This is a genomic window from Pseudomonas sp. SCB32, from assembly GCF_009189165.1.
Lineage (GTDB): Bacteria > Pseudomonadota > Gammaproteobacteria > Pseudomonadales > Pseudomonadaceae > Pseudomonas.
In genome coordinates, this window is sequence record NZ_CP045118.1 from 2,300,204 (window position 1) to 2,314,217 (window position 14,014).

13 protein-coding genes are annotated in these 14,014 nt (G+C 63.8%); 7 read left to right on the forward strand and 6 right to left on the reverse strand.

The window, feature by feature from the left end:
- Positions 1–12 precede the first annotated feature (12 nt).
- The 6 genes from GA645_RS10840 to GA645_RS10865 all read right to left on the reverse strand — a co-directional run bounded on the left by GA645_RS10840 (position 13) and on the right by GA645_RS10865 (position 6,924).
- Positions 13–999 (reverse strand): alpha-L-glutamate ligase-like protein, encoded by a 987-nt coding sequence (locus GA645_RS10840; protein ID WP_152222585.1) that lies wholly within the window; start codon positions 997–999, stop codon positions 13–15.
- 3 nt (positions 1,000–1,002) lie between these two features.
- On the reverse strand, positions 1,003–2,538 hold the full coding sequence (locus GA645_RS10845) for an inactive transglutaminase family protein (protein WP_152222587.1): 1,536 nt from the start codon (positions 2,536–2,538) through the stop codon (positions 1,003–1,005).
- Between the two features lie 4 nt (positions 2,539–2,542).
- On the reverse strand, positions 2,543–3,082 hold the full coding sequence (locus GA645_RS10850; protein ID WP_152222590.1) for an ATP-dependent zinc protease: 540 nt from the start codon (positions 3,080–3,082) through the stop codon (positions 2,543–2,545).
- 289 nt (positions 3,083–3,371) lie between these two features.
- Positions 3,372–4,262: a DUF2950 domain-containing protein gene (locus tag GA645_RS10855; RefSeq protein ID WP_152222592.1), complete on the reverse strand. Its 891-nt coding sequence runs from the start codon at positions 4,260–4,262 to the stop codon at positions 3,372–3,374.
- Positions 4,263–4,272: 10 nt separating this feature from the next.
- Positions 4,273–5,943, reverse strand: a complete 1,671-nt coding sequence (locus tag GA645_RS10860; RefSeq protein WP_152222594.1) for a DUF3300 domain-containing protein — start codon at positions 5,941–5,943, stop codon at positions 4,273–4,275.
- Positions 5,944–6,105: 162 nt separating this feature from the next.
- Positions 6,106–6,924, reverse strand: coding sequence for a pyruvate, water dikinase regulatory protein (locus GA645_RS10865; RefSeq protein ID WP_152222596.1), 819 nt, complete (start codon positions 6,922–6,924; stop codon positions 6,106–6,108).
- Positions 6,925–7,089: 165 nt separating this feature from the next.
- Here GA645_RS10865 and ppsA point away from each other — a divergent pair, with 165 nt between their 5' ends.
- The 7 genes from ppsA (at position 7,090) to sigX (ending at position 13,979) form a co-directional block, all read left to right on the forward strand.
- On the forward strand, positions 7,090–9,459 hold the full coding sequence (ppsA, locus tag GA645_RS10870) for a phosphoenolpyruvate synthase (RefSeq protein WP_152222598.1): 2,370 nt from the start codon (positions 7,090–7,092) through the stop codon (positions 9,457–9,459).
- 67 nt (positions 9,460–9,526) lie between these two features.
- Complete coding sequence (locus tag GA645_RS10875; protein ID WP_152222600.1) at positions 9,527–10,501, forward strand: alpha/beta fold hydrolase; 975 nt, start codon at positions 9,527–9,529, stop codon at positions 10,499–10,501.
- 105 nt (positions 10,502–10,606) lie between these two features.
- Complete coding sequence (gene rraA / locus GA645_RS10880; RefSeq protein ID WP_152222602.1) at positions 10,607–11,095, forward strand: ribonuclease E activity regulator RraA; 489 nt, start codon at positions 10,607–10,609, stop codon at positions 11,093–11,095.
- 92 nt (positions 11,096–11,187) lie between these two features.
- Positions 11,188–12,186 (forward strand): zinc transporter ZntB, encoded by a 999-nt coding sequence (locus tag GA645_RS10885; protein WP_152222603.1) that lies wholly within the window; start codon positions 11,188–11,190, stop codon positions 12,184–12,186.
- 48 nt (positions 12,187–12,234) lie between these two features.
- Positions 12,235–12,489: a CrfX protein gene (locus tag GA645_RS10890; RefSeq protein ID WP_178119517.1), complete on the forward strand. Its 255-nt coding sequence runs from the start codon at positions 12,235–12,237 to the stop codon at positions 12,487–12,489.
- 2 nt (positions 12,490–12,491) lie between these two features.
- Entirely contained in the window at positions 12,492–13,316 is an 825-nt protein-coding gene (locus GA645_RS10895) for a mechanosensitive ion channel domain-containing protein (RefSeq protein WP_152222607.1), read from the forward strand.
- 96 nt (positions 13,317–13,412) lie between these two features.
- Entirely contained in the window at positions 13,413–13,979 is a 567-nt protein-coding gene (sigX, locus tag GA645_RS10900) for an RNA polymerase sigma factor SigX (protein ID WP_152228034.1), read from the forward strand.
- Positions 13,980–14,014 lie beyond the last annotated feature (35 nt).

Below are 14,014 nucleotides of genomic sequence, written 5' to 3' on the forward strand. Positions count from 1 at the left end.
GGGCAGGGCGCCTCAGATTTCCTTCGGCTTTACGTGCCCGAACAACTCTTGGGCGAAGCGCACGCGCTCCTCCACGGTCTCCTTCACGCCCTGGGCTTCCAGCTCGGCGATGTGCGCCTCGACGGCATGGGTGCGCAGGGTCAGACCGCAGTCGTTGGCGATCTGGATGTTCAGGCCAGGGCGGGCATTGAGTTCGAGGATCAGCGGACCCTTGTCCTGGTCCAGCACCATGTCCACGCCGATGTAGCCCAGCCCGCACAGCTCGTAGCAGCCGGCGGCGAGCTTCATGAAGCCGTCCCAGTTGGGCAGCTGCACGCCATCCACCGCGTTGGTGGTGTCCGGGTGCTTGCTGATCTTGTTGTTCAGCCAGGTGCCGCGCAGGGTCTGGCCGGTGGCCAGGTCCACACCGACGCCGATGGCGCCCTGGTGCAGGTTCGCCTTGCCGTTGGACTGGCGGGTCGGCAGGCGCAGCATGGCCATCACCGGGTAGCCCAGCAGCACGATGATGCGGATGTCCGGTACGCCTTCGTAGCTGATGCTCTTGAAGATCTGGTCCGGGGTCACCCGGTACTCGATCAGCGCGCGGTCACGGTGGCCGCCCAGGGAGTACAGGCCGGTGAGGATGCTCGATAGCTGGTGCTCGATCTCCTCGTGGCTGATGATCCGCCCGGAGACCGTCTTGTAGCGCCCCTCGAAACGGTCGGCGATCACCAGGATGCCGTCGCCGCCGGCGCCCTGCGCCGGCTTGATCACGAAGTCGTTACGCTCGCCGATGATTTCCGGCAGGCGTTCGATCTCCTTCTCGGTGGAGATGATCCCGTACATTTCCGGTACGTGGATGCCCGCTTCGATGGCGCGCTGCTTGGTAATGATCTTGTCATCGACGATCGGGTACAGGTGCCGCTGGTTGTACTTGAGCACGTAGTCCGCGTTGCGCCGATTGATACCCATGATGCCTTTGGCTTCGAGGGCTTTCCAACGCTTGATCAGGCCGAACATGGCTCAGTCCTTGAGGAAGGCTTGGAAGCGGAACAGTTCGGTCAGGCGGTAGCCGCGGTAGCGACCCATCGCCAGCATGAACGCCACCAGGATCAGCAGCACGGCCGGGAAGGTGAACACGAAGTACACCAGCTCCGGAATGCGCATCAGGATGTGCGCCAGGGCGGCTGCGACCAGAGTGCCGATGGCGGCCTTCATGGCGTGCGCGGCGCCGCGCTCTTCCCAGGTGATCGACAGGCGCTCGATGCTCATGGTCAGGATCACCATCGGGAACAGGGCGACCGACAGGCCGCTCTCGAAGCCGAGCTTGTGGCTGAGCAGGCTGATGGCGGCGATCATCACCACCACGAAGGTCAGCACCACCGACAGGCGCGGTAGCATCTGCAACTTCAGGTGTTCCAGGTAGGAGCGAAGCGACAGGCCCAGCGCGGTGATCACGGTGAACAGGCCGATACCCCACTGCAGGCCGGTTTCGCGGAAGGCCAGGGCGATCAGCACCGGGGTGAAGGTGCCCAGGGTCTGGATGCCGATCAGGTTACGCAGCACCAGGATCACCAGCACGCCGAACGGGATCATGATCATGATCTGGAAGGTCTGCTGGGTGGACAGCGGCAGGCCGTACAGCGAGTACTCGAGGAAGGCCGCGTCGGTGTTCTCGTCCGACAGCTTGGCCAGGCGGATGGCATTCATCTCGCTGCTGTTGAGGCTGAAGTTGACCTGGACTTTCTTGCCGCCTTCGATGGACAGCAGGCTTTCGTCACCCAGCCACCAGATCAGACGGTCGGCGGGCAGGCCGCGCTCGCCGCTTTCCGGGTTGAAGTACAGCCACTCCTTGCCGTTGAAGCTGCGCAGCCAGAGTTCGGGCTGCTGCGGCTGGTTGGCCACCAGGCGGATGGTATGCACGCGCTCCAGTGGCACGTGGGCGATGGCCAGCAGGGTCTCGACCACGTGGGAGCGTTTTTCCAGGCTGGTGTCGCCGGCCAGCAACAGTTTGACGTTGTCGTCGCTGAGGTTGTTGGCGCGCTTGATGGCTTCGCTGACGAAGGTCTCGACGTCCGCCGAGTGCTGGCGGATGGGGGCGATCAGGGCTTCGGCGGCGATTTTCTCGGGGCCTTCCAGAGGCAGGCTGTCGCGGAAGATCGGGCCTTTTTCCTTGGGCTTCTCGCCGTTGGTGCCGGCGTAGCGCTTGGTCAGCACCAGGCGGTAATAGAGGGTCTGCTGGCCGCTGGCGCGACGCGAGGACCAGGTCACCTTGCGGTTGCCGTCGGCACGGTTGATGCCCACACCGTAGTTGTTGGAGACGAAACTCTCATTGAGGCTGACGTAGTTCTGGCTCAGCGGCGGCACGAACATCTGCACCTTCACCGGCGTCTTCGGCGTGGCAACGAATTCGACCTTGGCGTCGATGTTCCACAAGTCGTCGGTCTCGGCCTCGCTCATCGGGATGCCGAGGATGAAGATCTGATAGGCGGTGATCGCAACGCCCAGCGTCAGCAGGATGGCGATCAGGACCTTCAGATGCAGTGTAAGAGAGCGCATGGGATTACTCGGCAGGTTTCGCTACGGGTTGGCAACCGGGCTTGCCGGCGGCGTATTTCAGGCTTGGGTCGACCAGGGCGCCGAATCGCTTGAGCGCGTCGGAGCCGATCAGAAGCGGATATTGGAAGGCGCTACGGTCGGTAAGGTTCACTTCGATGGTGCGTCTGATCTTGCCCATGCAGACATCCAGTTCGATCACCGGGCGTGCGGTATAGGCCTTGCCTTCTTCGGGGTCGTAGTCGCCATGACGGCGCTTGATCTTGCTGATGCGCGCCAGGGGTTTTTCGATCGGCTGGCTGTCGGCTGTGTCGGTGGCCAGGTAGAAGCGCACCCAGGTCTCGCCGTCGCGCTTGAAGCGCTTGATGTCGCGGGCGCTGAGCGAGGCGGTCTTGGCGCCGGTGTCGAGTTTGGCGGCCAGTTCCAGGCTCAGGTCGTCGATGCGGGCGTATTCATTCAGGCCGTAGACAGTCTTGCCGGCAGCGGCGCTGGCGCCGGAAAACAGGGCGATGCAGAGGAGCAGCAGGGCAGTGGGCGTGAGTCTCATAGGTCTTGATGCGTGGGTGGCCGCAAAGCCTTGGAAAGTGGGTGTCCCGGCTGTCACCCACGCGTGGGCAGGGCCGGATTGCCACCAGGCGGGGCCCAGGGACGCCAGGCAATAGCGCGGCGGATTCTACCATGCGGTTTTTACGTGGCGACAGTCGGTTGGCGCCTTGGCAGGGGATTTGTTGCGGGCGCGTGACGCCCCGCCCATGCGGGCGGGACGTCAGGGCGCGGCAATCGCGCCCGTAATGCCGGGGCCTGATTGCCAGGCGGTGGCTGAGCCCGATGGTGGCTCAGGGGGATGGTGGGGCGGTGACTTCGCTCCAGCTGCTATCGGGGTCGAAGCGGGTCATCTTCAGGGCGATCTTGTCGCCATTGGGGCCCAGGTTCTTGGAAAAGACCTCCCCGTCGTGGCTGATCATGAAGCTCATCACGCCAGTGTCGCCATAGCGGACCGGCCAGGCGATCAGGGCGAAGCCGCGGGTCATCTTGCCGCCGATCATGTAGTCATAGGCGCCGCCGGGTGCCGACGGACCCTGGGCGGTGAGTATCCGGTAGTGGTAGCCGTGCCAGCCGCCGTCCGGGAGTTCATCGCCGAACAGCGGCCCGAGCGGGCTTTCCTCACCGTTCTCTTCCTCCGGCCAGTACAGGCCATCGTGACGGCCGTCGCTGCTGACGAACTTCTGCGCGTACTCCAGTACACCGTCGCCATTGCGATCGACTTCGGCAAAGTCCATCTGCGCGTCGTGATAGGCCTGTACCGCCTCCATCGCTGCGTCTTCGTTGCGGCCGATGCGACGGATGCGGATTTCTTCTCCGCCCGCCTTGGCATTGAAGGCCCATCCTTTCTGCTCGTGCACGATGGGCAGGGGCAGCGACCATGGGTCGTTGCCGACCACCAGGCGGGCGCGGTCGGGGCCGTCCTTCTCAATCTGGTGCTTGTCCTTGTAATGCGCGAGGAAGGCATCTACCTCCTCGCGGTCGATGTTTTCCGGCGGGATGTAGCTACGCCAGTCCGTGCCGAGCAGGGCGGCCAGGCGTTCCGGGTCGGCCTTTTCAGTGCCGAGCGCGGCGACGAAGGCGTCGGCGGCAGCTTCCGGCGTGGGGAAGGTTTCCTGCGCCAGCAGGCTGCAGGGCAGTGCGCCCAGGAGGGCGAGCGCCAACAGGCGCGATGCGACATGCATGAGTCGTCTCCTATCGGCGCCGTCCGCCGCCGCCGGACGGCGCGCGGGCTTGGCGTTGTACGGTGTGGCCGGCGCGTGATGCCTGTGCTTGCGGCCTGCTGGCGGCGGCGCGGCTAGCTTGTCCTCGGTCGGCGGCGACGCGGGATTGCCTTGGGTTGTTGGCTCCGGCGAAGGCGTTGTTTCGCGGCGCCTGGCTCCTGGCGCTCTGCTGCCGGGCCTGTTCGCGGATTTTCGTGTTGTTCTGTGCTCGTGACCGTTGCTGCGACTGTGCGCTGCGGTTCTGCGCCACGTTCTGCGAGCGTTGGCGGGCGTCAGGGTTGTCCCGCAAGTCGCGCGTGGCGGCCTGGGCGCGATCGCGGGCCTGCTGGTTGTCGCGCAGCTGGTTGCCTTGCTGGGGCCGCTGTTGCAGGGCTTGCTGGTTGTCGCGCAAGTCGCGAGTGGCTGCCTGGGCGCGGTCGCGAGCCTGTGCATTGTTCAGCGCAGGCGGTTCGATGCCACGCTGGGTCAGGCTTTCGCGGGCCCGGGACCGTTCTTGCGCACGGGCGGAGTCGAAGCCGCGCATGGCCTCGCGCTGATCGCCGCCAGAGAGCCGGCGGTTGTACTGCTCGCGGCTGGCGGCGTCGCGGTAGGGCACGCCATTGCGGTAGGTGGGATCATGACGCCAGGTGGCGCGATTGCTGCCGTTGACCTGCCGATTGCCGGTGAGCTCGCGGTTCACGTTCCGGTTCACGTTCCGGTTGCTGTTGAAGTTGTTGTAGTGCTCCACATCCACGTCGATCTCGTGGTCGTCCCAGTCGCAGTCGCCCCAGAGCTCGTTGACGATAGCGATGCCGGCGCCGAAGGCGAGGCCCGTGGCCAGTGCGGTGGCCACAGGGTATTCGTATTGGGGCGGCGGCGGGTAGTAGGGCGGCGGACTGGAAGGGTAGGCCCAGGTGCCATAGGCCTGGTTGGGGTTGTAGCTGGGAACGTAGACCACCTGCGGGTTGGTCGGCTCGATGATGATCGTCTGCGATGGCGCCGGCTGTTGCACCACCACGGTGTCGCCGCCGGAGGCTGGAGGGGGCGCCGCGGCCGGCTTGATGCTGATGGTCTGCTGCTCATTCGACTTCAGGTTGCCGGCGGCCTGGGCCTGACGGCGCAGGCGCTGGATGGAGTCCATCACGGCGTCAGGCTGGGCCAGGAAGGCGTCGCCGACGCGCTGCACCCAGACGGGGTCCTGCTCCAGCGTGGCCAAAACGACAGGGAAGGCGACCAGCGACTGGACGCTCGGGTCCCACGGCTGGTTGGCAACCTGCTTCACGGCCTCGTCGCCGGAGACGCCAGGGTGGGCTTTGACCCAGGCCGCAGCGTCTGCCACGTTGCCCGGGTAGGTCGTGGCCATCAGTACCTGCGCCAGCAGCGAATCCGGGTACAGCGCAATCGGCGCGAGCATCTGGTCGAGCTGTTCGGTGGTGAACACCGCTTGGGAAGACGTTGCCGGAGCGGCCGGGGGGGCCGCAGCCGCGGGAGCGGGAGCTGGGGGTGGCGCTGGGGCGGCCGCTGGTGCCGCAGGTGGCGCGGCGGCTGGCTGGCTGGCGGTCGGGGTAGCGGGGGCGGCGGCTTTGGCGTTGGGCGGTTCGCTCTTGTCGCAGCCCGCTAACGCCAGCAGGGCGACCAGAATCAGGTGCTGACATTCGCGCATGGCGCTCTCCTGTGCCTGTGCCGGGGAATGCCCGGCCCGTGGAAAAAGCGCCACGGTAGATTACGGGTCCACAGAATGATAGGCGCGTTGGCGGAAGGCTGCCGAAAGTCGAACGCCGACGATGCCGGCCATCGACGAGGTGATCTCGCGACCTGGCGACTGTTACTTGAGCCGGCGCTCCACGCCTTTCTCGACCAGGATCTTGGCGGAGATCTCTTCCACCGAGAAATGCGTCGAGTTGATGTAGGCGATGTTCTCGCGGCGGAACAGGTTCTCCACCTCGCGCACCTCGAACTCGCACTGGGCGAAGCTGGCGTAGCGGCTGTTGGGCTTGCGCTCGTTGCGGATGGAGGTGAGTCGGTCGGGGTCGATGGTCAGGCCGAACAGCTTGTGCTTGTAGGGCTTGAGCGCATTGGGCAGCTGCAGGCGCTCCATGTCTTCCTCGGTCAGCGGGTAGTTCGCAGCGCGGATGCCATACTGCAGGGCCATGTAGAGGCAGGTCGGGGTCTTGCCCGAGCGCGACACGCCGACCAGGATCAGGTCGGCCTTGTCGTAGTAGTGGGTGCGGGCGCCGTCGTCGTTGTCGAGCGCGAAGTTGACCGCGTCGATACGCTCCATGTAATTGGAGTTGTGGCCGATGCTGTGGGACTTTCCGACGGAATACGACGAGTCTGCGGACAATTCCTGCTCGAGCGGGGACAAAAACGTCGAGAAGATGTCAATCATGAAACCGTTGGACTGCGCAAGGACCGAACGGATCTCGCGGTTTACGATGGTATCGAAGATGATCGGGCGCGCCCCGTCCGCCTCGGCAGCATTGTTGATTTGCTGTACCATGACGCGCGCTTTTTCTTCGGTATCGATGTAAGGTCGCGTAAGTTTGACGAAATTGATGTTCTCGAACTGCGCAAGAAGGCTCTGGCCGAGGGTTTCAGCAGTAATGCCGGTGCCGTCGGAAATGAAAAATGCAGTTCGTTTCATATGCGCTGCGGGCCTTAAGGTAGGAACGTTTCTTGGCTATGATAGGCCGCGCGTTTGCAAGGCCCTTTGCCGGGGCATTCTTACTCATTTTTCTGGCCCGGGCCAGAAGAGTGGCGCCGCACCGGCCCGTACGACCTTTTCCAACACCTTAGTGGAGAGATCACCTTGGTAGAGTACGTAGTTTCCCTCGATAAGCTCGGCGTCCACGATGTCGAACATGTGGGGGGCAAGAACGCATCCCTGGGCGAAATGATCAGCAACCTCGCCGGTGCCGGCGTTTCCGTACCGGGTGGTTTCGCTACCACCGCCCAGGCCTACCGTGACTTCCTCGAGCAGAGCGGCCTTAACGATCGCATCCATGCTGCGCTGGACGCTCTCGATGTGGATGACGTGAATGCCCTGGCCAAGACCGGCGCGCAGATTCGCCAGTGGGTGATGGACGCCGAGTTCCCCACCCGCCTCGATGCCGAGATCCGCAAGGCCTTCGCCGAGATGGCTGGTAGCAACGACAACATGGCCGTGGCCGTGCGTTCCTCCGCCACCGCCGAAGACCTGCCGGACGCCTCCTTCGCCGGCCAGCAGGAGACCTTCCTGAATATCCGCGGCGTGGACAACGTGATCCGCGCGGCCAAGGAAGTCTTCGCCTCCCTATTCAACGACCGTGCCATCGCCTACCGCGTGCACCAGGGCTTCGACCACAAACTGGTCGCCCTGTCCGCCGGCGTACAGCGTATGGTCCGTTCGGAAACCGGCACCGCCGGCGTGATGTTCACCCTGGACACCGAATCCGGTTTCCGTGACGTGGTGTTCATCACCGGCGCCTACGGCCTCGGCGAGACCGTGGTGCAGGGCGCGGTGAACCCCGACGAGTTCTACGTCCACAAGCCGACCCTGGAAGCCGGCCGCCCGGCGATCCTGCGTCGCAACCTGGGCAGCAAGGCCATCAAGATGGTCTACGGCGAAGAAGCCAAGGCCGGCAAGTCGGTCAAGGTGGTCGACGTCGAGAAGGCCGATCGCGCGCGCTTCGCCCTGTCCGACGCCGAAGTGATCGAGCTGGCCAAGCAGGCCCTGATCATCGAGAAGCACTACGAGCGTCCGATGGACATCGAGTGGGCCAAAGATGGCGACGACGGCAAGCTGTACATCGTCCAGGCCCGCCCCGAGACCGTGAAGAGCCGCGTAAGCGCTACCGTGATGGAGCGCTACCTGCTTAAGGAAAAGGGCAAGGTCCTGGTGGAAGGCCGTGCGATCGGCCAGCGCATCGGCGCAGGCCCGGTGAAGGTGATCCACGACGTATCCGAGATGGACAAGGTCCAGCCGGGCGACGTGCTGGTCTCCGACATGACCGACCCGGATTGGGAGCCGGTGATGAAGCGCGCCAGCGCCATCGTCACCAACCGTGGTGGCCGTACCTGCCACGCCGCGATCATCGCCCGTGAGCTGGGCATCCCGGCGGTCGTCGGCTGCGGTAACGCAACCGCCGCCCTGAAGGACGGCCAGCGCGTGACCGTGTCCTGCGCCGAAGGCGACACCGGCCTGATCTACGAGGGCGAACTGGGCTTCGACATTCGCCAGAACTCGGTCGATGCCATGCCGGAGCTGCCGTTCAAGATCATGATGAACGTCGGTAACCCGGACCGCGCCTTCGATTTCGCCCAGCTGCCGAACGAAGGTGTGGGCCTGGCCCGCCTGGAATTCATCATCAACCGCATGATCGGCGTGCACCCCAAGGCGCTGCTGAACTTCGCCAGCCTGCCGGCGGACATCAAGGACAGCGTCGAGAAGCGCATCGCCGGTTACGACGATCCGGTCGGCTTCTACGTCGAGAAGCTGGTCGAGGGCGTCAGCACCCTGGCCGCCGCCTTCTGGCCGAAGAAGGTCATCGTGCGTCTGTCGGACTTCAAGTCCAACGAATACGCCAACCTGATCGGCGGCAAGCTGTACGAGCCGGAAGAAGAGAACCCGATGCTCGGCTTCCGTGGCGCCTCGCGCTACATCAGCGAATCCTTCCGCGACTGCTTCGAGCTCGAATGCCGCGCGATGAAGAAGGTCCGCAACGAGATGGGCCTGACCAACGTCGAGCTGATGGTGCCCTTCGTGCGTACCCTGGGCGAAGCCTCCCAGGTCGTCGACCTGCTGGCCACCAACGGTCTCAAGCGTGGCGAGAACGGCCTGCGCGTCATCATGATGTGCGAGCTGCCGTCCAACGCCCTGCTGGCCGATGAGTTCCTCGAATTCTTCGACGGCTTCTCCATCGGCTCCAACGACCTGACCCAGCTGACCCTGGGCCTGGATCGTGACTCGGGCATCGTCGCGCACCTGTTCGACGAACGTAACCCGGCCGTGAAGAAGCTGCTGTCCAATGCCATCCAGGCGTGTAACAAGGCCGGCAAGTACATCGGCATCTGTGGCCAGGGTCCGTCGGACCATCCGGACCTCGCCAAGTGGCTGATGGAGCAGGGCATCGAGAGCGTGTCGCTCAACCCCGACTCGGTCCTCGATACCTGGTTCTTCCTCGCCGAAGGCCAGTCCTGACGGTTCCTCTACCCTCTAAGAAAAGGGCGGGTGATTTCACCCGCCCTTTTTTGTGCCAGTCGATTCCATGCAAAGCAGCAGTCAACTTTTTCCCGTTGCGCTCCTGAGCGCAGAGTTCCGCGGTGACCTCACCGAGGACGTGTACCGCCTCAAGCCGGGCAATAGCCCTGACTCCAGTGTCGAGCTGGTGCTCACCCGTCTCGGGATGCGCGACGGCCCTCGCGGCGTGCCGGTGATCCTCCTGCACGGCAGCTTCTCCAACCGTCGATTCTGGTATTCGCCCAAGTGCATCGGCTTCGGCCCCTACCTTGTGCGCGCCGGGTTCGACGTCTGGATTCCGGAAATGCGCGGGCACGGGCTTTCTCCGCGCAACCAGGACTACGACCGCAACCGCGTGGCCGACTACGCCCGTTTCGATCTGCCGGCGATCGCCCGCTTTATCGTCGAACAGTGCGGCCAGGCGCCGCACTGGATTGGCCATTCCCTGGGCGGCATCACCCTGGCGGCGGCGCTCGGTGGCGGTTATCTGGACGAGGGGCTGGCGGCCAGCGTGGCACTGTGTGGCAGCCAGATCAGCCGTACCTACTGGCCGCTCAAGCTGCCGCCGGTTGCCTGGAGCGGCCGTTTCCTGCTCAAGCGCCTGGGTGGTTTGTCCGGTTCGCGTCTCAAGCGTGGTCCTGAAGATGAGCCCCTTGGCCTGGCGCTGGAAACCCTGCGCTGGTACAGCCTGTTCGGGCGCTTTGGCGAACAGGACAACGACTGGTGGGGTGGCTTGCAGGACGTCAAGGTGCCGGTGCTGGCGGTGGCCTCCGATGGTGATTACCAGGACCCGGCCTGGGCCTGTCGCCAGCTGCTGGAGCAGTTTGGCTCCGAGGTGCGGGAATACCTGCGCCTGGGCAGGCGTCACGGATTCTCCGAGGACTTCGGCCATGTCGAGATGCTGATCAGCAAGGGCGCGCAGTGTGAAGTCTGGCCTTTGTTGCAGCACTGGCTGGAGCGGGGAGCGTTGCCGGCCGGGCAGGGCGCTCTGGCGCAGGCTTGAGCGTTCCGCGTCGACGCAGTAGCGGGTAGACTGTGACGCCAGTGAGCCTTTCGGTCACGTCTGGGCCGGATTGCCTTGTCCGTTTTCATCAAGAGGAGCGTCTCCATGCATTACGTCACCCCCGATCTGTGCGATGCCTACCCGGAGCTGGTCCAGGTCGTCGAGCCGATGTTCAGCAACTTCGGCGGACGGGACTCCTTCGGTGGCGAGATCGTCACCATCAAGTGCTTCGAGGACAACTCGCTGGTCAAGGAGCAGGTCGAGAAGGACGGCAAGGGCAAGGTCATGGTGGTGGACGGCGGCGGTTCGCTGCGCCGCGCACTGCTGGGTGACATGCTGGCGGAAAAGGCGGCGAAGAACGGCTGGGAAGGCATCGTGGTGTACGGCTGCATCCGTGACGTGGATGTGATCGCGCAGACCGACCTGGGCGTGCAGGCGCTGGCCAGCCACCCGATGAAGACCGACAAGCGCGGCATTGGCGATCTGAACGTGGCGGTCACCTTCGGTGGCATCACCTTCCGCCCAGGCGAGTTCGTCTATGCCGACAACAACGGCATCATCGTCTCGCCTAAAGCGTTGAAAATGCCGGAATAAATCGAACCTCCGAGCTCGATTGGAGTCAATGCCGGAAGCGAAGGTTTCCGGCATTTTTCATGGGGGCCCCAGGGGCGAACGCGGGAGAGGGCATGCAGGTATACGAAAGTGGCACCGAGCGGGGCTTGATCGACGGCTTCGTGCTCGATGGACGCGGCGGCGCCCGTGGGATCACCCGCAGCCAACTGCCGCTGCTGGACCTCAAGCCGGAGGAGAGTCTCTGGGTGCATTGGGACCGCGGCGTCCCGGAAGCGCAAAGCTGGCTGCGAGAATCCAGCGGGCTCAATGAATTCGCCTGTGACCTGCTGCTGGAGGAAGCGACCCGTCCGCGCCTGGTCGATCTGGGTGGCGAGCGCATGCTGCTGTTCCTGCGAGGGGTGAACCTGAATCCAGGCGCGGTGCCCGAGGACATGGTGTCGCTGCGCGTCTACGCCGAGTCGCAGCGGGTGATTTCCCTGCGCATGCGCCCGCTCAAGGCCGTGGCCGACCTGCGCACCGATCTGGCTGCCGGGCGTGGTCCGAAAACCGCCTCGGAAGTGGTGCTGTACCTGGCGCACTACCTGACGGACCGGGTCGATACGCTGATCGGCGGCCTGGCCGACCAGCTCGACACCATGGAGGAAGCCATCGAGGAGGATGAGCGCAGCATTCCCGACCAGCACCAGTTGCGGACCCTGCGTCTGCGCGCCGCGGGGCTGCGTCGCTACCTCTCGCCTCAGCGCGATATCTACGCGCAGATGGTCAAGTTCAAGCTGTCCTGGACGGTCGCCGACGACGCCGACTACTGGAACGAGCTGTACAACCGGCTGACGCGCAACCTGGAAGAGCTGGAGCTGATTCGTGAGCGTATCAGCCTGATCCAGGAGGCCGAGCATCGTCGAATTACCGAACGAATGAACCGCACCATGTATCTGCTTGGTATCATTACCGGCTTTTTCCTGCCCATGAGCTTTGTTACGGGGCTTCTGGGCATCAACGTCGGCGGAATTCCGGGGCAGCAGGCGCCCTATGGCTTCGCGGTGGCCTGCGTGTTGATTGGCGGTATCGCGGTGTTCCAGTGGTGGGTCTTCCGCCGCTTGCGTTGGCTCTAGGTGTGACTTTTGAGGTGGTGGGGGCGTCAAGCACCTCACACAGGCGAGGTGCATATGCACGACCCATTTGAAGAATCCTTGCGTGATCTGCTGAAGATGCCGCCGGAGCAGCCGGGCGATGACCTGCGCCTGGGCCGCGTGCTCAAGACCGCCAACCGCCAGGTCGGCGCGGGCGATCTGTTCAGCCTGATGGGCCATTGGCTGGAGGCGCTGTCCATTGGCGTCACGCGCGGCGCCCTGCACCTTGCGCCCGTCTCGCGTCGCGCGCAGAATTCCGCCCCTTCCGCTGACAAGGCCGATTGAACATGCAATTCGACATCTGGACGCAAAGCCTGCTCACTGCCATGAATACCCTGTGGGGCAAGCTGGCCGGGTTCATTCCGAACCTGCTCGCCGCGCTGGTGATCGTGCTGCTGGGCTTCATCGTCGCCAAACTGCTCGACGCGTTGCTGTCCAAGCTGCTGGCCAAGCTGGGACTGGATCGCCTGATGGCTGGCACCGGCCTGACCAAGCTGATGTCCCGCGCCGGTATCCAGGTGCCGGTGTCGACCCTGATCGGCAAGATCATCTACTGGTTCGTGCTGCTGGTGTTCCTGGTCTCCGCTGCGGAGTCGCTGGGCCTGCAGCGCGTTTCCGCCACCCTCGACATGCTCGCGCTGTACCTGCCGAAGGTCTTCGGCGCGGCCCTGGTGCTGATCGTCGGCGTTCTCCTCGCCCAGCTCGCCAACAGCCTGGTGCGTGGCGCCGCGGATGGCGTCGGCCTCGAATACTCCAACGGCCTGGGGCGTGTCGCCCAGTGGCTGGTCATCATCATCAGTATCTCGGTGGCCATCGGCCAGCTCGAGGTCAAGACCGACCTGCTGAACTACATCATCGCCATCGTGCTGATCACCATCGGCCTGGCGGCGGCGCTGGCCCTCGGGCTTGGCAGCCGCGATGTCGCCGGGCAGATCATCGCCGGCATCTATGTGCGTGAGCTGTACCAGGTCGGGCAACAAGTGAAAGTCGCGGATGTCGAAGGCATCATCGAGGAAATTGGTACCATCAAGACTATCCTGCTGACGGAGGAGGGTGAGCTGGTATCCATCGCCAACCGCATCCTGCTCGATCAGCGAGTGACCAGTCGCTGAGATGATGACCGATCGCCGACGCCGCTCCCCCGGAGCCGCGTCGGCCGCTGACATGACCTGGCCCGACCCGACTTGAACACGCCGCTATCACAGCCCTTGCGCTACGACCCGCGCCAGCTCACCGATGAGGAGCTGGTGGAGCGTTCCCACGTGGAACTGTTCCACGTGACCCGCGCCTATGAAGAGCTGATGCGCCGATACCAGCGCACGCTGTTCAATGTCTGTGCCCGATATCTGGGCAATGACCGGGACGCCGATGATGTGTGTCAAGAAGTGATGTTGAAGGTTCTGTATGGTCTGAAGAACTTCGAGGGTAAATCAAAGTTCAAGACCTGGCTGTACAGCATCACTTACAACGAGTGCATTACCCAATATCGGAAGGAGCGGCGCAAGCGGCGACTGCTCGATGCGCTGAGTCTGGACCCGGCGGAGGAGGCTTCCGAAGAGAAGGCTCCGAAAGTGGAAGAGCGCGGCGGACTAGACCGATGGCTAGTTCATGTCAATCCCATTGATCGGGAAATCCTGGTATTGCGATTCGTGGCCGAACTCGAATTCCAGGAAATCGCCGATATCATGCATATGGGGTTGAGCGCCACAAAAATGCGCTACAAGCGTGCACTCGATCGATTGCGGGAAAAGTTTTCCGGTGTGACGGAATCTTAGTTTAGTAAATATTGTCTCTTTGGCCGGGAAGTTCT